The sequence below is a fragment of the Dyadobacter sp. CY343 genome (assembly GCF_021390335.1).
Lineage (GTDB): Bacteria > Bacteroidota > Bacteroidia > Cytophagales > Spirosomataceae > Dyadobacter.
The window spans coordinates 1,025,474-1,046,836 of record NZ_JAJUXK010000001.1; the positions used below are offsets into that span (position 1 = coordinate 1,025,474).

Here is a 21,363-nt window from a genome sequence, read left to right on the forward strand (position 1 = left end):
ACCGTGGCGTGGGTAAGCAGCAATGCCGCCGGGGTTACCATCAGCAATGGAGGCGCTGCCGCGCGTGTCGGGAATTTTCATGGAAATGTTACCCTGACGGCGACAGTCTCGGGAGGCTGCGGAAAGCTGGTGCTGACAAAAGCCATCAGTGTCGGCAAGCCTGTCGCAACAAATATTGCCATCAATGCACCAGACAAGTGTGCAGGTACGAGCCAGCTCGTGGTAGCGACTATGAAAGGCAATCCTACGAATATGAAGTGGTCTGTCACCAGCGGAAATGCCCCGAATGCTTCTCTAAGTGATTTTGCAAATGGCAGTGCCTCTTTTTTTAGCATTACACCAGACTGTTACGGATTGACACTTAGTATGACCAATACCTGCGGGGCTGCCACGACCGGAACGACCATTTGTATAGACAATTGCTTTGCCGGGAGTAAAGTATATCCCAACCCTGCCAAAGACCTGGTGACGATCGAATTCGAGCATGCCGAAAGTCTTCACGCGTTACCCGAGCAGATCCACTTGTATTCCGGGCATTCGACCGTGCCGGTGAGGTCGGTATCTATCAGGGAAGTTTTTGAGAACAGGGGCTTTCAGGACGGTGATAAGATAGCGTTTCGTGTAAGTGACCTGCCCAGAGGTATCTATTATGTGCACATTATTCCGGGCAAGAACTCGGGGCAGAAGCCGGAGCAGATCAGGATTGTTCTGGAATAAAATAGTTGATAACCAGCCAGATTCTTTATCTGGCCGTTTAAATCGCAACCGGATATGTAGGATCGTCAATAATATTTACCTCAATAACATCACCCGCATTGCGGAGCAGCCGGCGGCAATCGGGGCTGAGGTGTTTTAAAAGGACTTTTTTACCAGCTTTCTGGTATCTGCCGGTGATCTTGTTCAATGCATCAATACCCGACATATCTGCAACGCGGCTTTCGGAAAAATCGATGATCACTTCCTGTGGATCTATTGCTACATCAAACTTTTCGCTGAATGCAGCCACGGAACCAAAGAAAAGCGGTCCGTAAATCTTGTAGGTTTTGACGCCGTTTGCATCCACAGACTTGTGCGCGCGGATCCTTTTCGCGCTTTCCCAGGCGAACACAAGTGCCGAAATAATCACGCCGATCAGTACAGCCAGCGCAAGGTTATGCAGGTAAATCGTAATCGCAGCGACCAGTATCCCTACGAATACATCCTGTTTGGGCATTTTATTGATGATCCTGAAACTGATCCATTCGAACGTACCAATCGCCACCATGATCATTACTCCCGTCAATGCGGCCATCGGGACCAGCTCGATCACCGGCGCGGCGACAAGGATAATTGTCAGGATCGTTAATGCAGCGATGATACCGGACAACCTGGCGCGGGCCCCGGCCGAAAGGTTGACCAGCGTTTGGGCGATCATCGGGCAGCCGCCCATTCCGTAGAAAAAACCGTTCAGAATGTTCGCACTTCCCTGGGCAATGCATTCCCGGTTCCCATTCCCGCGCGTGCCAGTGATCTCGTCAACAAGATTGAGTGTCAATAGTCCCTCCGTTAGTCCCACGCCGCCCATGATCAGTGCGTAGGGAAAGATAATTTGCAGGGTAGCAAGGTTCAAAGGTACCTGCGGAATGTGGAATGGAGGAAACCCGCCGCCGACCGACGCAATATCCCGTACTGTTTTGGTATCAATATTAAAACCCCAGACGACTGCAAAAACGACCAGGATCGCGACGAGTGAAGGCGGGATCGCTTTGGTGAATTTTGGCAACAATACGATGATCGCCACCGTGAGCAGCACCAGTGCGGCCATAATGAGCAGCGGGGTGCCGGTAAGCCAAGTTGTTTCTCCGTTCACTACCGTTTTAAATTGTTCCAGCTGCGACATGAAAATGACGACAGCGAGCCCGTTCACGAAACCATACATCACGGGCTGCGGCACGAGCCGGACAAATTTGCCCAGTTTAAAAACCCCTACCAATATCTGCATAACCCCGGCAAGCGCCACAGCCGCGAAAACATACTCAATACCATGCGACTGCATTAATGCGATCAGCACGATCACCGTGGCACCTGCGCCGCCGGAGATCAGCCCGGGCCGGCCTCCGAAAATAGCAGTGACCAAACCCATGATAAATGCAGCATACAAACCCACCAACGGCGGCAAACCGGCCAGAATCGCGAAAGAAAGCGACTCGGGCATCATGGTCATCGCGACCGTGAGGCCGGCGAGAATTTCAGTTTTATAATCTATCTTTTGCGTAAAATCAAAAAAATTCAAGTAACCTTTCATTACAGGACTATCATGGATTCGGGCGGAATGTATTTTCCGAATTCAAAGGAAGCCGGAATAGTGGCGATGACAAAACATTCATCGTATTATTGCGCAGAAACAACCGTCACAAACTAGCTTCCCGCAATGGAATGGATGAAAAAGTAAGGTATCTGCGTAAATTGCTGGACTATATCCTGCTGGGAATGAGCTTGCTATGTTGCATTGTGATCATTTTTCACCTGGGTTACAATACCAATACGGATATCGAGCGGCAAACCAACCGCATTCTCGAATGGTGTTTTCTCTTTTTTGCACTCGCGCTTTGTGTAAAAACCGTCACCGCATTTAAAAGCAAATCGTCGGTCATAGCCCGGGTCGGGGAGGCGATCCTGTTCCTCTATTTTGTGGGAGTGATCGTGGCCGACAGCTACTATTTTGCAGGAAAGGATGGTACCGAGCTCGTGAAACCAGAATGGATGTTCCTGGGTATTTTCGCCATTTTTATAATAGAGATCTCAAAACAAACGCTCTTTTTCGACCAGTTCTATTTCAACCCCACGCTGCTTTTTGTTCTTAGTTTCCTGCTTCTGATCCTGATCGGCACGGCGCTTTTACTTTTACCTAAATCCACTCACAACCAGCAGCTCAATTTCGTGGATGCGCTCTTTCTCGCCACGAGCGCGGTTTGCATTACGGGCTTGTCGGTTGTTGATATTGCGTCTGAGTTCACGCGGTTCGGTCAAATGATCATGCTCATCCTGGTGCAGATCGGCGGGCTGGGGATTATGACATTTACAGGCTTTTTCGGCTACTTTTTTTCAGGAGGTTTTTCGTATAAAAACCAGCTGATGTTTACCGAACTGATTGGCGAAAACAAGGTCAGTTCCGTTATTTCAACACTATATAAGATCATTTTAGTAACCTTTTTCTTTGAGATCGTGGGCGGCGTGCTCATTTACCTGAGCCTCGATCCCGATACTTTTGAAAGCAGCGCGGAGCAACTTTATTTCACCGTTTTCCACGCAGTTAATGCTTTTTGTAATGCAGGTTTTTCCACGGTGCCCAATGGACTGCACAATGAGGCCCTCCGTTTCAACTATGAATTGCAGCTTTCTGTGATCATGCTTTATGTAATGGGCGGGCTGGGGTTTGGTATTATTTTTAATTCCTATGAATTCATCAGGCGATGGGGTCTGAATATCTACCACAAAGTCAGGTTCGGGCGGCATTTTTCGCACCGGGCGGGCGTGATCGCATTCAATTCGAAGTTAATCGCCTACACTACTTTCTTCCTGATACTTTTCGGACTGATCGTCGTTTTTATCCTGGAATTCAACCACACGCTTTTGCAGCATGAAAGTTACTTTGGGAAATTTGTGACTGCATTATTTATAGGTACCAGTCCACGCTCGTCAGGTTTTAATACCGTAATGATGAGTGAACTGGCTTTTCCGACAGTTATGCTGATCCTTCTATTAATGTGGATCGGAGCAGCGCCGGGCTCGACGGGCGGTGGAATTAAAGTGACCACTTTTGCCGTAGCGACGCTCAATATCCTCAGTCTGGCAAGGGGTAAGGACAGGATTGAGGTTTTCGGTAGAAAAGTCTCTGACAATTCCGTTTCCCGGGCGCTGGGTATCATTTCGCTTTCGCTCATTTTTCTGGGTCTGGCCATATTCATGCTCTCTATTACTGACCCGGACAAAAACCTGCTTTCGCTCGCATTTGAGACATTTTCCGCTTACAGTACTACTGGCCTCAGTCTGGGCGTTACGCCTGAGCTGAGCAACGCGGGCCGGTTGGTGATCATTTTGACTATGTTTGTCGGCAGGGTAGGGTCGCTCACCCTGCTCGTCGCATTCGTGCGGAAAGCGAAGCCGAAAAATTACCAGCTGCCAGAAGAACAAATGAATTTTTAAAACCGAACACAATGAAATACATCATATTAGGACTGGGAAGTTTTGGTAAATCCCTCGCGACCCGGCTCACGGAACTGGGCCACGAAACGATCGGCGTCGATAACAATATGCAGAAAGTGGAGCAGCTGAAAGACCGGATCACGCACACGGTGTGCATGGACTGTACCGATAAAAGTGCAGTAAGCTCGCTCCCGTTGCGCGACGCGGATTCGGTGATCGTCGCGATCGGGGAAAATGAAGGTTCGTCCCTGCTGGCGACTGCATTATTGAAACAGTTGGGTGTAAAAAAGATCATCGGCCGGGTAGTTTCCGATCTGCAAAAAACGGTACTGGAAGCGATGGACATTGAAGAATACATCCTGCCAGAAGAAGAATCCGCAGAAAGGCTCGCCATGCGGCTCGACAATTCGGGTATCGTCGATTCTTTCAAGGTTTCGGACAAATACAGCATTATTGAAACCAAAGTACCTGCCCGCTACATTGGCAAAACACTTGCCGAAGCCGACCTCACAAACCAGTATAATGTGATCGTACTCACGGTATTAACACTCTCAAAAGGTTCTGAAAACGGTTTGGCAAGAATATTCAAAAGAGCTTCCGGCATTGCCACGCCAAATACGGTCATGCGCGAGAATGAAGTGCTGGTATTGTTTGGTGAATTGAAGGATATTGAAAAACTGATGCACTGAAATGGTTAAAAACTGCCCACCCGGGTCTTAGAAATATATATTCAGGATTTTGGTTCCCGGCGGTTGGTATGGTTGGTCTTTTTAAATTTTCTAAGTTTTCTCTGCTGCTGTTCATAGCGCTGGCTTTGTTGGGTTGGGCGTGCGGCAGTAATCAGGAATCTTCAAAACCAAAGCGTAAGCCGAAAATTGAATCCCTCGCCGACCTTGGCGCATTGCCAAAATATGTAACTGATCCGCCCGGAAATCCAACCAGTCCTGAGAAAGTGAAGCTCGGTCGCCTCCTGTTTTTTGATCCTATTTTATCCGGAAGTAAAGACGTAGCCTGCGCCACCTGCCACCAGCCAGAGTTCAGCTATGCCGAGTTCCTCGAAACTTCAATAGGAGTGGGTGGAATGGGAAGAGGATCAAAACGCTTTTTCCTCGACCCGAACGATATTCCTTTCGTCAAAAGAAATTCACAAAGTATCCTGAACGTCGCATTCAACGGCATTCGAAATGGAGAACCCTATCATCCCGATTCGGCGGCAATGTTCTGGGACTTGCGAACCAGAGGTCTGGAAGAGCAGGCACTTTTTCCGATACGTACATTTGAAGAAATGCGCGGGCACGGTTACGAAGAGGATAAGGTGGTGGATGATATCGTGAAAAGGATCAAGGCGATCCCCGAATACCGCAACCTGTTCGCAGCCGCATTCGGCGGGCAAAGTGATCCTGTCAATGCAGGTAACCTGGCCAAAGCGATCGCGTCGTACGAAAGAACGCTCATCGCCAATAATTCCCGCTTCGACCAGTATATGCGGGGTGACAGCAGCGCGCTGACCACGGGAGAAAAAGAAGGACTGAATTTATTTCTGAAAGCCGGCTGCGCCAAATGCCATTCCGGTCCGATGTTCTCGGATTTCAAGCTGCATACCCTCGGCGTACCCGACACACCCAACCGGCCCGAAACCGACGCGGGCGGCGACAATAACTACGGATTTCGCACACCTACCTTGCGTAACCTGCGCTACACAAGTCCTTACATGCACAGCGGGGCATTCAAAACGCTGGATCAGGTTATGCTTTTTTACGAAGACCTCACCGGCGGAAAGATCGAAAACCCGAAAGTGGAAATGTACCAGATGGATTCGCTTGTGAGCCAGATCAATGTGAAATTCAAGGATATTGACCGCATCGTAGAGTTCCTCAATTCCCTCAACGACGAATCTTTTGACAAAAGTATCCCCGAAAAAGTACCCAGCGGGCTGCCTGTTTCGGGGATGTGACAGAAACTGAATATTTCAGTTTCCCCTATTGAAAAATACCGCCAGCCCGTCTTTTCCGGCCACGATGATATCTTTTCTGCCGCTTCCGGTCAAGTCGGCGATATCAAAATAAACGCCTATTCCCTTGCCTACGCCATAAGGTCCGTGTGAAATGATCTGCTTCACAAATGCCTCGCCATTCCATTTGTAATAATACAAACCTACCAGGTCCTTTTCGCCCGGATCACCGCCATTATGAGCGCGATACCGTTTTCCGGTCATCAGTTCCTTCACGCCGTCGCCGTCCAGATCCACCCACGCCATCGAGTGAAATTGCGAAGTATAGGGATCAATGCTATGTTTTGCCCAACTGATCTTGCCGGCAGCATCTTTCTTTTGCTCATACCAATGCAGCCCGTAACTATGCGCCTGGCCCACGATCACGTCATTTTTTCCATCGCCATTTACATCAGCCACAACAATAGGCACACTCGCGTCGCCAAAATTGAAATCGTTGTGCGCGATCCATTTGTCTTTCATTACATTCTTGGGCGCTTCCAGCCAGCCGGTACTGATGATAATATCGCCCCGTCCGTCGCCATTGATATCCCCGAAACCAAGTCCGTGGTCCTGTTTGTCGGCGATCTGAACTTTGGTGAATTTGCCGGTACCTTTTCCGCTCTGGTCTCTTTCCAGTTTGTAAAATTTCAGGGGCTGATTGGGGTTGTTCGGCACAATTTCAAGCTGGCCGTCATTGTCAATATCCCACGCCTGTCCGGTTTCAACATTTCCGGTTTCGTCGATCAAATGGTCGGTCCACGGTTTGTCATTTCCCGGATTCTCGCGCCACAGCAGCGATTTGTTGAACCAGCCGCCGGTCACAATATCCATTTTTCCATCGCCGTTCACGTCCATCGGTACGGTCAGAAATTCGTCCCAATATTCGCCGTGCCGTTTTACATCGCCCAGGTAAGCCCGGTCGAAAAACTCAGGGCCTTTATACCAATATGAACCCGAAACGATATCCAGCTTACCGTCATTATTGACGTCGAAAACCGCTACCGATTCAAAGCTTTCCGACGCGATCATTTTCTTTTCAAAGCGGAGCGGCGTCTGACCTTTCACGTCCTGCGCCTGACTCTGATTGGCTCCAAAAGCGCTGGCAACGAGCAGAAAGCAACAGGTGTTTTTTAATAAATGCATAGTAATTGGGCTAGGTGATAATGGAATGATTTCAGTTGATAAATTAAGCGGCAGGAACCAGTTGGTCCCCGCCGCCGGGTTCAGGGTTTAGGAAATAAGTCGCCCGACTATTAATAGCCCGGGTTTTGTTGCAGATCGGGGTTTACTTGTATTTCAAGAAAAGGAATAGGGAAAAGCAATTTGTTCTGATCGAGATTGTAAGTCGCCGCGGTCAGGTAATAGTAAGCCGGGTTTGCTTTCAGTTTCGCGCCGTAAGCATTCATCACTGCAATCGCATTCCCCGTTCTTACCAGATCGATCCAGCGTTTGTTCTCGAAAGCCAGCTCTACGCGGCGCTCTTTCAGGATCGCAGCCCGCAATGCAGCCTGGTCTTTCGCAGGCGAATCCGCGAGTCCCGCTCGCTTGCGCACCTGGTTGAGATAACCCGCTGCATCGGCAGTTTTACCCTGTTCGTTGGCTGATTCGGCCTGCATCAGCAGCACTTCTGCATATCGGTACACCGGGAAATTCTGGTTGGTCTGACCATAAATCGAATGCGGGTACTGGTATTTTTTGATATAAGGCAAATTCACATAACTGGTATCCGAAACCTGCGACGGGCCGGTGATAAAACCGATCGACGCATTGAAACGCTTGTCTTTCGTGCGGTCCTCGTAAGTCGCCAGCAGGTCTTCCGTCGGTGTGTTCCAGCCGGAGCCGGGAGCGGTTTGCGAGCCCGTCGGGCCTTTGGTGAACTGTGCGTGATTGACTGTCAGCGGAATGAAATAGTACGGGAAATAGCTATGCAAACCCAGTGTGGTACCTTCCAGATACTGCGCTTCAAAGACAGATTCCGCATTGTTTTTATTGTTCGGATCAAAAACGGAAGCATAATCTGCCAGCAGTGAATATCCTGTCACTTTTGCTGACGCAGCTTCCGCCGCAGCCCAGTTTTTTTGATTAAGGTAAACATCAGCTAAAAGCGTAAATGCCGCTCCGGAAGTAGCTCTGCCCGGTTCCTGCGTTGCTTTGTTGGGTAAAAGTTCGCTGGCCTGGGTCGCATCCGAAATGATCTGTGCGTAGATCTGCTCTGCCGACGCGCGCGGCAGGGAGGCAGTACCCAGGTCGGAAGCCGGTTCCAGGTGCAGCGGAACGCCGCCGTAATATCTGACCAGATCAAAATAGGCCAATGCACGCAGGAAAAGGACCTGCCCTTTAAAATTAGCCAAAACTGCTGGGGCCAGACCTGAATCGTCGATCAGTGCGAGCACCTGGTTAGCCCTAGCGATCATGTCGAAATTGGAATAATACTTGGCCGCTGTGATCGAGTTTTCCGAACCGTTCACAAACTCATCGATCTCTTCCGGAATAGGGGAGCGGTAATCGATATTGTAAAAGAAATGGGTATTGTCCGACCGCATTTCGCCCATCGCCCAGCCCGATTCATTATTATAAAGTGCCTGCAAAGGCGCATAAGTACCGTCGACAGCCTGTTTGAAATCTGATTCAGATTCGAAAAAGTTGGATGGTACTACTGCATTCTGAGGTTCTATATTTAAAAAATCGCTGCACGAGCCGAGTACCACGGATATGACAAATATTGCTGATAGGGTCTTTGATTTCATGACCTTCGTATTTTAATGATGATGTCCAAAAATTTAAAAACCAACGTTGAAGCCAAGTGAATAGGTGCGGGGCACAGGGTAAGAGCCGCCGTCGATCCCTAAACCTGTCGTGCTCTGACTGAGGCTCACCTGCGGGTTGGCGCCCGGGTATTTGGTGAAAATGTGCGCTTGCTGGATGCTCGCATAAGCCCGGAGTCTCTTGATCGCGGCGTTGCTTTTAAGCGGGATCGTGTAACCCAGCGTAATGTTATTGATCGAAATGTGGCTCGCATCATACATCATCTGGCTTCCCCACCAGTCGCGTTCCAGGTAAGTGGTACCTGCTTCCAGGCTTCCATACCGGCCGCTGCCCGGGTTTTCAGGCGATCTCCATCTGTCTTTCACATTCGCCAATACATTGAATACCCCGTCGAGGTTGGTCAGTGTCTGTTCCGCACCGCGTACCACATCATTTCCATAAGTACCTGATAGCGTGAGCGAGAAGTCGAAGTTTTTGTAGGACACATTATTCGTCATACCAAAAATGAAATCCGGGTGCGGGTTACCAATGATTGTCGCGTCGTCTACGGTAATGATCCCGTCGCCATTCACGTCCCTGAACTTGGCGGTACCTACCTGCGAAGTGCTGTGTTTGGGCGAGCTGTCGTATTCCTGCTGGTTTTTGTAAACACCCTCGTGCTGCATCCCATAAAGCATTCCGATCGGGTAGCCAACGCGCGTCACGTGGTCGCCACCAATAAGCCCGCTGCCCGAACCTGTGATGAGCTCGTTGGTTTTCGTACCCATTGAAGTCACCTTGTTGCGGTCAAATGAGATATTAAAATCGGTCGTCCATCTCAGTGCGCTGTTCTGCACATTCACAGTATTCAAAGAAAATTCATGTCCCCAGAAACGCAGCTCGCCGATATTCGTCTGGATATTTCCAAAGCCGGAAGCCCGCGGAACACGCACATTGAAAAGCAGGTCGCTCGTGTTTTTGCGGTAATAGTTATAGGTAAAATTGATACGGTCTTTGAACAAATTCAGGTCGAGGCCGATATTGAACTGCTCGTTGCTTTCCCAGCCAATACCCTGATCTGCCAGGTTATCCACGCGGCGACCGCCTGCAACCGTTTTCCCGAATACATAATTTGCAGTAGAGATCGTCGGAATATGGGTATAGTTACCAATATTGAAGTTACCCGCCACACCCCAGCTCGCGCGGAGTTTCAGGAAAGAAATGGTTTGAATATCAGACATAAAAGTCTCTTCACTCAAAATCCAGCCCGCAGAAACGGAAGGGAAGTTACCCCAGCGGTTGCGCGTCCCGAAGCGGGAAGAACCGTCGCGGCGGATAGAAGCCGAGAGCAGATATTTACCTTTATAATTGTAATTAACCCGAGCCAGATAAGAAAGCAGGCTCCATTCCTGAATGCTGCTGTTGGCGGTGACAGTACCCGCTGCGGCGAGCGTTTTCACCTTATCATCGGGATAATTATTTCCGTTGATCGCACTCGCATCCTGCCGGAACCGCTGCGCCGTGAATCCTCCGATCGCGTCGAAGTTGTGCTCGCCGAAGTTCTTCTGGAACGTCAGGATATTTTCATTTACCCACGATAAGTATTTGGATTGATTAAGGCTGGAAAACGGCACTTTGTACAACCCGGTACCTCTTGCGCCGGTAGTTAGTCCATTGAATGCAAAACTTCGTCCGTCGCCTTTGTCGATATTGGCCGAGGTTTTAAAAGAAAGCGCTTTTGTGATCTGGTATTCCGCAAAAAGATTGGCTAGAATGCGCGTTTCGCTGTTGTCGACCACGCGATCTGTCAGCGTCCTCGCATAGTTTGGAGTCGGGAACATACCCGGCGAAGTGGCAGTAAGCGTAAGTGATCCGTCCGGATTTCTCAGTGGCGCCAGTGGCGAAGTTTGCAGCGTTTCGTTCACAATACTACCCACGCCGTCGACGCCCGTATTGGAATCGGTGGTATACGTCGGTGCGATGTTAATACCGATATTCAGCTTTTCGTGCGGGCGGAAATTGGTATTCACACGCAGCGAATATCTTTTATAACCCGAACCCAATATGACTCCATCCTGCTGTAAAAAGCCGGCTGTGGCAGTAGTACTGAAATTCTCTGTTCCTGTGCTCAGGCTCAGGCTGTGGTCCTGCATCAGTGCCGTGCGCGTGATCGCGTCGTACCAGTCTGTACCTTCGCCATATTGTTGTGGGTTTTGAAAAACGGGATCAACGGGCAAGCCTCTTTCCTCCGCCATTTCTTTCCGCCAGGTCGCAAATTCCTGCGCATTCATCATATCCGGCCGGCCGCGTTGCGGTACTTGCTGGGCGCCGATATAAGTACTGTAATCAATGCGCGTTTTTCCGGGAACTGCTTTTTTTGTTTCAATCAAAACCACCCCATTCGCCGCTCTGGAACCATATAATGCAGTCGCTGATGCATCTTTCAATACACTGATCGACTCAATTTCATTCGGGTTGATATTCGCAATGCCGCCCACGATCGGGTTACCATCCACTACATAAAGCGGGTCAGCACCGGCTGTGATCGAAGCCGCGCCGCGTATCCTGATCGCCATTCCGGCGCCGGGTGTACCGGTCGTTTGTGAGATCTGCACACCGGCAAGTTTACCTTGTAGTTTTTGGGAAAACTGCGAAACCGGCAGGTCGGCGAAGTCTTTGCCGCTCACTGTCGAAACCGAGCTCGAAAGCTGGCGCGTGGATTGTTTTCCATAACCAACGACCACAAGTTCGTCCAGCGATTTTTCATCTTCTATCAATGCGATATCAATCGTCGATTGCGTGCCCACCGCCACTTCCTGACTGATATAACCCACAAAAGAAAAGATCAGACTTGCATTATCATCGGCCACCACCACCGAAAAAGCACCGTCGGCGTCGCTGCTGGTACCCTGCTGCGTGCCCTTTACCACAATGCTCACGCCGGGCAGCGGCGCACCTTTTGAATCGGATACTTTACCTGAAACCTTTCTCTCGGTAGACTTTATTTCCTCCGGCTGTGCAGGTGCAGGCGCAGTTTCTGCGGGCTGGTTTTGCAGCATGATCTGCCCCCCTACAATCTTGTAATTGATATTAAGTGGTTTTAAAGTCAGGTTCAGCACTTCGGAAAGGCGCAGGTTCACTGCATTTACACTCACCTTCCTGCTGGCACCAATGGTATTGGAACTGTACACAAATCTCACATTGGCCTGTTGTTCAATGCGCGCGAGTACCTTGCTTACCTGCGTGTTTTCCAGCTGGATCGTGACCGAGCGATCCAGTAAATCCTGTGAATGCCCGCTGTGCGAGTAGGCAAGGGTCATTGTCAAAAAAGCTAGAACAGACTGTAAGAAGCTGATCCTCATAATATGAATCAATAGAGGATGGAGACGTATTCGGTTTTTCATTACTTTTACATGTTTTGTTTAGGACTGTGAAAAGGTTGAACAAAGCCCCACTCGCTCCTTTGACGTCTTCCAAATGCCGGGGAGAGAGGGGAAATCTTAGAGAGTCGAAAGTGCTGGTAACACGTTCGGCTCTTTTTTTTATTTAGTAAAAATCTGCTGCTTACCTGGGCGGCGGGCAACCGTTTCCGCTGATCAGAATCCGTGTGCCGCGCACTTCATACGTTGCATTCACCGCAGCACACAGCAGGTCCAGTTTGGTAAATAATGGTTCCTGGGTAATGTCGGCTGTAAAAAGGCAATAGCGCATTGCATCGTTGTCAAGGATAATCTCCACACCGAAAGATTTTTCCAGTTTTTCAATCACATCAATAAAATGAGTGTCCTGGAATACAAATGACTCCGGCGCAGCAACTCCCTTCGCGCTGCTGGTAACAGGCTGGGGATTAGCCACAAGGCCGGTCTCAAATGCATGCGTTTCGTGCGAATACTTCACGCGCTGGTTGGCAGTGAGTATCACCCCGTCTTTGATCTTGCTATTGGCTTCGTCAGGCCCGTTAGATTTTTTGGAAACCGATACTTTCCCGGTCACAACCGACACTTCAATCGCGCTGTTGTTATTACTTCCTTCTACCCAAAAGCTGGTCCCGAGTACCTTGGTCACGACTTCGCCGGTATGTACAAAAAATGGCCTTTCAGCATCGTGGGATACATTGAAGAACGCTTTTCCCATTAAATACACTTCTCTTTTGGAGCCGGCGAGTTCGGCAGGGTAGGAGATTTTTGTTCCGGGTGAAAGCAGCAGTACCGAGCCGTCGGGCAGGGTGATATTTTCAGGACTGGCGTTTCGGTTTAAATAGGTTACCAGGTTATCCGGCTGGTTGCTGGCAGTGGCGGTTACCGGGTCAGATTCTTTGAGGAAAACCTTAAACGAAGCAAATCCGATTCCCAGAACAAGCACAGCCGCCGCTGCCCACTTCCAGAGCTGGAAGGTGCGAACAGGCGTTTCGGGCTCTATTTCCTGATTGGCCAGGATCGCATTCCAGATCCTTTCTTCGATCGCCGCATTTTCCTGGGTACTACGCTGAGGTACTTCTTCGTCCAGCGTTGCAAACCATTGCTCCACGAGCGATCTTTCCTGGTCGGTACAGTTTCCTGCGCGGTAGCGATCAAGTAATTGGTAGAAGTTTTTTTTGCTCATAGAGAGTGGAATGGGGGCCTTTCTAGTAAGACTGAAAAATGACGATACACCGCAAATCGTATAAACTTTTCCTTGAAAGTTTATACGTATTCTCGCTTACCGACCAGTTTTTCTTTAAAAGGTGATATTGATAAAAATCAGGAGCGCAGTGATACCGTTACGCAAAATCTCCCTGAGCTTGCGCAAAGCCTGGGTAATATGATACTCAACGGTGCGGGATGGAAGTTGCAGCTTATCGGCGATTTCGGAAGCCGATTTCCCTTCGATACGGTTGAGCAGAAAGATATCGCGCGTTTTTTCAGGCAGCTGGCCCATTGCTTCCCTGAATGTCGTTTCCAGCTCGTCCAGGAAAAGCGGGTAATCGGGCGCGGTGGTATCGGAAGCGGAGGTGAGGTCGGAGAATATGCGTTCTTTATAATGGTCGATGATCCGGTTCCGGACGGAAACGAAGAGGTAACTTCTCAGATTGGAGATCAACAGCTGGTCGCGTTTTTCCCAGATATTGACGAAAAGAGCCTGCACAATTTCTTCAGCCACGTCTTTATCGTGGGTTTTGGCAACGGCAAAGTCATACAGCTCGCGCCAGTGTTCCCGGTAAATACCCTCGAACTCTTTTCTGTTGATCGGAAAGGCGGAACCGGCACGCGCATCTTCTGGAATATATTTCAACCGTTTCATTGCCTATTTAAACACATCGATGTGGGTGCGGAACCAGCGCTTCGAAAACTGCACGTTTTGCATTTCCATACAACCATAAAGCTTTGAAATGATGGATTGCTACCGTTCGTTCTCCATTTTATTCAGATTTCCTTTTGTATTTTGCGAAAATTCACTCCCCGTATACTTATGAAGAATTTGCGCAGCATACTATTCTATACCGTCACGCTGGCCATCTTTTCGGGCTTGCTTTACTGGTTTATGATAGAAGGGCAAAAGCTCGAAAGTCCGGAAGTAGCAATCAGCAATCCCGTCCCGACCACCTCTTCTTTCGAGCAGTTCCAGGGAACACTTTCGCACGATCTCACCAGTCCGCTTGCGATCCTGCTATTGCAGATCATCACGATTATTCTGGTAGCGCGGGTCTTTGGCTGGTTTTGTAAAAAAATTGGTCAGCCTACTGTGATCGGGGAAACTGCCGCAGGGCTATTCCTCGGTCCGTCGCTGGTAGGTACGTTCTTTCCTGAGTTTTCAGCCTTCCTTTTTCCAAAAGCATCGCTCAGTAACCTGCAATTTCTGAGCCAGATCGGCCTGATCCTGTTTATGTTCATCATCGGCATGGAACTGGATCTTAAAGTCTTGAAAACCAAGGCAAAGGAAGCGATCGTGATCAGCCACGCCAGTATCGTATTGCCTTTTGCACTCGGTGTCGGGCTGGCGCTTATGTTGTATCAGGAATTTGCACCGGCAGGGATCAGCTTTCTTTCTTTTTCGCTTTTTACCGGTATTGCACTGAGTGTCACCGCATTCCCGGTACTTGCGCGGATCGTGCAGGAAAGAGGATTGTCGAAAACCCGGCTGGGTATGATGGTGATCACCTGCGCCGCTACCGACGATATTACTGCCTGGTGTATTCTGGCTGCGGTGATCGCGATCGTGAAGGCAGGCTCGTTTGTGAGCTCTCTGTACACCATTTTGCTGGCAATCGCTTACGTACTGGTGATGCTGAATGTGGTCAAACCGTTCCTGAAAAGGCTGGGCGATCATTACGATTATAAAGAAGGGTTGACCAAGCCAGTGGTCGCGATATTTTTCGTGGTACTGCTGGCTTCGGCTTATAGTACCGAGGTAATCGGCATTCACGCGTTGTTCGGCGCATTTATGGCGGGGGTGATCATGCCTTCAAACCATAAATTCAGGAATATATTCATTGAAAAAGTAGAAGACGTTTCGATGGTATTGCTGCTGCCGTTATTCTTCGTATTCACCGGTTTGCGCACGCAGGTAGGCTTGCTGAACGATCCCTATTTGTGGAAAGTTACCGGGATCATTATGCTTGCCGCTGTGGCTGGTAAGTTTATCGGCAGTGCAGTGGCGGCGCGTTTTGTGAAGCAAAGCTGGCGCGACAGTCTGATCATCGGCTCACTGATGAATACGCGCGGATTAATGGAGCTGGTGGTATTGAATATCGGCTATGATATCGGCGTGCTTTCTCCCCAGATTTTCACGATGATGGTGATCATGGCGCTCCTCACCACCTGCATGACAGGCCCTGCACTGGATCTGATCGACCGGTTTATGCCCGAGAAAAGTACTTTGATGGAAGCCGCGGGCGCAGTTGGTAATAAATTCGCGGTCGTGATCGCATTCGCCAGTCCGCTGAGTGGCCGCAAAATGCTTAAACTGGCCAGCCAGCTGAGCTCGCGCCAGGAAACGAAAAACCTGACTGCATTGCACCTTTCGCCCAGCAGCTACCTCAGTCAGGTCGATTCCCAGGAATATGAAACCGATACTTTCAGGCCGATAACCGAGGAGGCGGAAAATTTGGAAGTGCCCGTTACCACGCTATTCAAACCATCACAGGATATTGAACACGATATCATCGAGTATGCGAATACGGGCGGTTATGACCTGTTAATGATGGGTATTGGTCACGGAGCGTTTGAAGGTACTTTTTTGGGTAAATTGCTGGGTATCACGAATAAGATCATCAGCCCGGTCCGCCTGTTTGATACCATTACCGGTAAGGAAAAGCTGTTCCATGCCGATATTTTCGATGAACGCACGAGCCACGTGATCAAGTCGGTGAAAGTGCCGGTTGCTTTATTGATCGATAAAAACCTCAGTAGAACCGAGCGCATATTCGTTCCCATATTCTCTTCGGCCGACCGGTTTCTGCTCGATTTTGCCGCCAGGATGATCGGTCAACACGGAACCACTGTCACGATTATGGATCCGACAGGATTGCTGGATCAGGAAACGGAGATCAGGGAAGCTGTCGGGCACATGCAGAGCGACTTCCCGGATCGCATTGAGCTACACAATGAGAATGCACTTGAAAAGGAATTTCTGGGAAAACAGGACCTGATGCTGATCAGCTACCAGAGCTGGAAACTGGCTGTGCGGTCTCACAGCGTGTGGCTCTCGCATTCTCCTTCCGTGCTGGTAATTCGCGCGTAAGTGCGGAATTGGCGTGATTAATGGTGTTTGTCGCCTCAAAAATGACGTCTGTCGACGGGACTTTAATCTCGGAAACTGCCGATTTAACTTTGCGGGCATTATTAACTATTAGTCACGAAATGAAATTCAAGCAACTATTCTGGGCGGTGCTGCTACTGGCAGGCTGCACCACTACTGACCCGGACGTGGGGCCGGATGGAGAACAAGGCTGGCCCGACCAGCCCGAATTGCCGGTGATCGGCGGATCGGAAACTTTCTCGATCGGCGGAGATGAATATGAGGTCAATGTGATGGGCGATAAGCAGCCCCGTTCTCCGAAATTTCCAGCACTTCAAGTGAAAAAGGGTTTTCTGCGCGGTTACGTTGCCGACCTAGCCGGCAAGCCGATCCAAGGTGCGTATATAGGTGCACGTGTTACGCTGATTGGAGGGTCATATTCCGGCGCTTCTGCCGAGTCGGACGAAAATGGTTACTACGAGATCAACCTGCCGATTGGCGCGGTACATTACTACGCAACCGGCTACACGATCGACTATGGCGGCACCCGCGCCGTGGTTGGACTTACGCCCGCTGACGACAATACTTCCGGCTTTGCTTCGGAGACCGGAATGGTGAAGAATTTTGTGTTGCAATCGTTTGGGGTAGGTAACAAGGATGAGGTATTGCAGCAGCCTGGAAACCCTTCCAATTATTACGGCGGGGCGATCAGTCTGGATTACCAGGTGGACTGGGATGATAATGTGCCTAACTACCTGCCGGCCGACGGGGAAATTGAAATCGAGCTGATCCCTGAGGGAAAAGGTTTTTATGGAGAGACAAAATCATTTAAAGTCTATAAAAAGATCGGTTACGCCCGTGCGATTATTTTGAATATCCCGATTGGGAGATACACCATGAAAGCGAAGTTGCGCGGTGGAGAAGAGCTGCGAATGACGGCCAGTGGTATGTATGCAAATTCCTATCCGAAACTGGGACTCAAACCGGAGACTGCGATCGGATCGGCAAGCGTTTTGTTTACACCTTCCTGGCAGGTAACGCCGGCAATGGTGACCCCGCACCGCGGTAACTGGCAGGCGGTGGTGGTCAGGCTGGAACGGGTCGAGTAGTCATCTGAAAATCAAGCAGGATCACAGGCAACATGCGGATGTAAAGCTGTGTCTGGTACAGTAACCGGACATAGTTTTCATTCAATTCACTAAATCGATCGGCTATGAAATTCAACGTTTACCTAATCATCACATTTCTTTTCTTTTCTGCCGGCGTCAGCTTTGGCCAAAAGGGTCTTCAATTGGTGGTAGATTCCGTCACGCACGAATATAAGGTCGTGGAAACCCCGCTTAAATCTTCCAACTTACGTACTGCGGCTCAGGATATCACCGTCACGGTCACGCCGCATGGAGCCAGGCCTGAAAGTATGATCGATATTCACATGGAGATCGGCCCGGCGACCAACATCGACGAGATAAGTTCTATTTATTTAACTATTATACCCGATTGCGGCGATGGTTGTATGCAGAACGGATTTGCGCACATCTGGCTCTCGCCCAGGGCTATTAATAAAACTGCCAGAACGGTGGATCTGGTAATGGGCGGCATGCAGGCGGGTAAGGATTATCGCCTCATGACAGCAGTATTTGGTGTTGACGGAAGTGCTTGCGGCGGCGATGGGTGGATTATTAACCCTTTCAGGACGGGCAGTGCAGTGAAACGGCAGGAAAAAATGCTGCTTGTGATCAATGAAGAATGGAGAAGCACTGCCGCAATTCAGGAGAAGCTGGATCAATATATTGCTGACGTGAAAGTTACCCGGCCAAATCTTTCGGTTGAAAAGTTTCATATGGAGAGTAATAGTTTCGACAAAAACAGGCTCTTTGAATACATCCGGCAACATCATCTCACGGACAATATCACGTATCTGTTTTTTATCGGTGCTAATGCGGCTACCACGTCTACCCGCCATTTGCTCAATGATGAAGGAAATATTGAGATGACCTTTTCTTCAAGCACTTTTTCCCGCTATACACACCCGCTCTACAAGACCTACACTTACGATGCCGAACACGATGAGATGCGCACGTACAGGTACCTTAATACCTGCTTGTACCCGCCGCAGGAAGTCAGGGAAGCTGTTTTTGAGCAGACTAACCCGCTGATATCGATGGGTATGATTATCCCGGCTCCCAACCTTACGTCACAGGAGAAGATCAGTTACGTGACAGATTATTTTACAAAGCTGCACCGATTCCGAAAAAAGGAGATATCATTTGACCGGAAAGTCCTGATCACCGACGGTTTTGTAGATGAGCAGAATGTAGTGGCTATGGCGCAGGCAAACGGAAGGTGGAGTTCGGCAAGTACGGTCGCTTTTGGGCGGGAAAAAGATCCGAACTATTCCGGCGACGACGAGATATGGAAGGCAGATTACCTGAATAAGCTGGGTACGCAGTCCTATGAGATTATGAGCCTCAATGTGCATGGTTCGCCCGATTATCAGTCTTTTGGTATTTACAAAGAGGATATTAATAACCTTCCTGCGCTGAATACGCAGGTAATCAGTCTGAGCTCCTGCAATCTTGGCAGTTACGGCTGGGGTGATTACCTGGGGGGCGAATATCTGGGGAAAGGTAACGTCCTGAACGTGAATTGTTATTCGGATCTGCTGCTGCTGATTACGACGAATGGCGCCAGCGCGCTGGAATATGAGTACCGGAACAACGGCGCATTTACCCTGATGTCGCAGGGATATGCATTCAGTGATGCGTACCGGTATGCTGCCGGATATGTTGAGAGCCAGGTTTTACTGGGCGATCCGCTGGCAACATTGCGCGATTCGGATCCGCTGCCCGTTGTTTTGAAAGATTTTAATGTGACTGCCGAGGGAAGAACCGCTCAGGTTTCGTGGACAACTACTTCTGAAACAAAAAGTGCGCATTTTGAAGTGCAGCGGAGTAAAAATGGCAGCGACTGGAAGCAGATCGGCAAAATGGATTCGCAGGGTGAAAGTGCGGCGGAGCATTTTTACAGCTTCACAGACAGCCAACCCTATTCGGGACAAAATTTATACAGACTGAAAATGGTTGACCTGGACGGGACATTTGCCTATTCGGAGATACGTAACCTGCGATTTGAAGGCGGGAAGGAAGCTGTTTATCCGAACCCGGTTTCGGACAATATCTATTTTGATGCGGAAATGCGTGGGCAGATCAAATCTGTGACAGTTGCTGATATTGCAGGAAAGATAGTGATGCAGGTCACCAGCGTTTCTAACCAGGGCATTTCTGTAAAATCATTTGGTACAGGACTTTACCTGCTGCGGATTTCTAAAATGGACGGAAGTACAGAGGTAAAAAAGGTGCTGGTAAACAGATAGATGCACTTATTGCCCTTATTCCCTGACGTATTTCGATTTGTTTTCAGGGGAGCAAATACTCAGGGTCATCTCGTTGGGTTGCAGATCGACATTCCAGGTAGGGCAGTCGGCGCAAATGCTGAGGAAGGGTTCAATGGCTGGCTCACTTTTGAGTTGAATCGTGAAGTGGTCGCCATTGATCCGGAGATAGCTCGGTCCGCAAAACCGCCGTTTTCCTTCCGAATTGACTACTTCACCGTATTTGCTGAAATAGATATAAATAGAATCGGCGATCTTATCCTGTGTGACGATCTTGCCTCCCTGCAAATGTTCCGTGGAAACCAGTTTCCATTTTCCCACGAGTCCCTGGGGAGCTACTTCAATTTCATCTTTTTTACATGCAAGCAGGCACGTGAGTATTAACAGGAAGGATAAAGCGAGTTTCATAGTCAGATCAGTTTTATCCTCAGACACATGTGGGCTGGAATAAGTTGGTTATCGGGTAGAAAGAATTTTAGTAAAAGTATTTTGAGTTGAACTATTGAAACTAATTAGTGCGACTTCTTACGAATGAAAACTTTGAAAGATTTTATATAATTCTTATCATTACCGACAGTTACATGCCTCTGTCAATAATGAAACATTCTTTACTCTCAACGTTATTAATTGTACTACTGTGCTTTCCTGAACCTGCCTCCGCACAAAAAGCGGGACTTCCTTATAACAGGTTTACCGGCGAGATCACGCAAACCAAAGTTGTCCAGACCGGACAATCGAAAGCAAAAACCTGTCAGGCATTAAGGTCCTGGATCTTCAAAACCTACCCTAACTATCGGGAGATCATGAAGGTTGACGATCCCGGTACCGGCAAGATTGTTTATCAGGATAAAGAACCGATCGTTTCCGAGAAGTTCAAATCATTCAGCTACCGCGTTTCGATCGATGTGAAAGACGGGCTTTACAGCTGTACCATCGATCAGGTGCGGACATTAGGCCCCGGTTCGACGGAATTCACGTCTGCGGATATGGATTTTCCCACAATAGGGATTTTCAAAAAGGACCTGGATGATGTTGAACGCGACATTTCTTATACTACAAACAAGCGCGAGCTGGCGAAACTTTATAAAGAGCGCCGCACGCTGAAATCGTTTTTGCTGGACTACCACAAGTCGCACCAGACTATGCTTGCGCAGTTCAATATGATCCAGAACGGACTTCGGTTAGCGGTAAACGGCATTGGGCCGCTGGCGGCAAAGTGATGTATCCTGGCGCAATGCGTAAATCGCCTTCATTTTGATCTTGCAAAAAAAACCGAAAATGAATACCTTCGGATGTACCCTGGCACCTGCCTTTGGGTGTTTCTGCTGATTTA

Annotated in this window: 15 protein-coding genes; 8 read left to right on the plus strand and 7 right to left on the minus strand. The window is 49.1% G+C overall.

Annotated features, from left to right (window positions below; genetic code table 11):
- Positions 1-3 precede the first annotated feature (3 nt).
- Positions 4-717, plus strand: a complete 714-nt coding sequence (locus LZG94_RS26455; RefSeq protein WP_233790705.1) for a T9SS type A sorting domain-containing protein — start codon at positions 4-6, stop codon at positions 715-717.
- A 37-nt stretch (positions 718-754) separates the two neighbouring features.
- On the opposite strand, the gene LZG94_RS04295 is transcribed toward LZG94_RS26455, so the two are convergent.
- Entirely contained in the window at positions 755-2,284 is a 1,530-nt protein-coding gene (locus LZG94_RS04295; RefSeq protein ID WP_233790706.1) for a SulP family inorganic anion transporter, read from the minus strand.
- A gap of 89 nt (positions 2,285-2,373) precedes the next feature.
- Between LZG94_RS04295 and LZG94_RS04300 the strand changes: the two genes are divergently transcribed.
- The 3 genes from LZG94_RS04300 to LZG94_RS04310 all read left to right on the plus strand — a co-directional run bounded on the left by LZG94_RS04300 (position 2,374) and on the right by LZG94_RS04310 (position 6,139).
- Entirely contained in the window at positions 2,374-4,185 is a 1,812-nt protein-coding gene (locus LZG94_RS04300; RefSeq protein ID WP_233790707.1) for a TrkH family potassium uptake protein, read from the plus strand.
- An 11-nt stretch (positions 4,186-4,196) separates the two neighbouring features.
- Positions 4,197-4,874: a TrkA family potassium uptake protein gene (locus LZG94_RS04305; RefSeq protein WP_215235799.1), complete on the plus strand. Its 678-nt coding sequence runs from the start codon at positions 4,197-4,199 to the stop codon at positions 4,872-4,874.
- A 68-nt stretch (positions 4,875-4,942) separates the two neighbouring features.
- The gene (locus LZG94_RS04310) at positions 4,943-6,139 is read left to right on the plus strand and encodes a cytochrome-c peroxidase (protein ID WP_233790708.1); all 1,197 of its coding nucleotides are present in this window, start codon (positions 4,943-4,945) and stop codon (positions 6,137-6,139) included.
- Between the two features lie 15 nt (positions 6,140-6,154).
- Here the strand turns inward: LZG94_RS04310 and LZG94_RS04315 are convergent, their stop codons facing one another.
- From LZG94_RS04315 to LZG94_RS04335, 5 genes are all read right to left on the minus strand, one after another.
- Positions 6,155-7,321, minus strand: a complete 1,167-nt coding sequence (locus LZG94_RS04315; protein WP_233790709.1) for a VCBS repeat-containing protein — start codon at positions 7,319-7,321, stop codon at positions 6,155-6,157.
- Positions 7,322-7,431: 110 nt separating this feature from the next.
- A complete protein-coding gene (locus LZG94_RS04320; protein WP_233790710.1) occupies positions 7,432-8,925 on the minus strand; it encodes a RagB/SusD family nutrient uptake outer membrane protein in 1,494 nt (497 codons plus the stop codon).
- A 33-nt stretch (positions 8,926-8,958) separates the two neighbouring features.
- Positions 8,959-12,243: a TonB-dependent receptor gene (locus LZG94_RS04325; protein WP_233790711.1), complete on the minus strand. Its 3,285-nt coding sequence runs from the start codon at positions 12,241-12,243 to the stop codon at positions 8,959-8,961.
- 244 nt (positions 12,244-12,487) lie between these two features.
- Positions 12,488-13,525: a FecR family protein gene (locus tag LZG94_RS04330; RefSeq protein ID WP_233790712.1), complete on the minus strand. Its 1,038-nt coding sequence runs from the start codon at positions 13,523-13,525 to the stop codon at positions 12,488-12,490.
- 114 nt (positions 13,526-13,639) lie between these two features.
- Positions 13,640-14,203, minus strand: a complete 564-nt coding sequence (locus tag LZG94_RS04335; protein WP_233790713.1) for an RNA polymerase sigma-70 factor — start codon at positions 14,201-14,203, stop codon at positions 13,640-13,642.
- Positions 14,204-14,371: 168 nt separating this feature from the next.
- Between LZG94_RS04335 and LZG94_RS04340 the strand changes: the two genes are divergently transcribed.
- The 3 genes from LZG94_RS04340 to LZG94_RS04350 all read left to right on the plus strand — a co-directional run bounded on the left by LZG94_RS04340 (position 14,372) and on the right by LZG94_RS04350 (position 20,012).
- Positions 14,372-16,642 carry a cation:proton antiporter gene (locus LZG94_RS04340; RefSeq protein ID WP_233790714.1) on the plus strand — a complete coding sequence of 757 codons (2,271 nt, stop codon included), beginning with the start codon at positions 14,372-14,374 and terminating at the stop codon, positions 16,640-16,642.
- A 119-nt stretch (positions 16,643-16,761) separates the two neighbouring features.
- A complete protein-coding gene (locus LZG94_RS04345) occupies positions 16,762-17,748 on the plus strand; it encodes a carboxypeptidase-like regulatory domain-containing protein (RefSeq protein WP_233790715.1) in 987 nt (328 codons plus the stop codon).
- A 104-nt stretch (positions 17,749-17,852) separates the two neighbouring features.
- The gene (locus LZG94_RS04350) at positions 17,853-20,012 is read left to right on the plus strand and encodes a T9SS type A sorting domain-containing protein (protein WP_233790716.1); all 2,160 of its coding nucleotides are present in this window, start codon (positions 17,853-17,855) and stop codon (positions 20,010-20,012) included.
- Positions 20,013-20,027: 15 nt separating this feature from the next.
- On the opposite strand, the gene LZG94_RS04355 is transcribed toward LZG94_RS04350, so the two are convergent.
- Entirely contained in the window at positions 20,028-20,438 is a 411-nt protein-coding gene (locus tag LZG94_RS04355) for a hypothetical protein (protein ID WP_233790717.1), read from the minus strand.
- 188 nt (positions 20,439-20,626) lie between these two features.
- Between LZG94_RS04355 and LZG94_RS04360 the strand changes: the two genes are divergently transcribed.
- On the plus strand, positions 20,627-21,250 hold the full coding sequence (locus tag LZG94_RS04360; protein WP_233790718.1) for a hypothetical protein: 624 nt from the start codon (positions 20,627-20,629) through the stop codon (positions 21,248-21,250).
- Positions 21,251-21,363 lie beyond the last annotated feature (113 nt).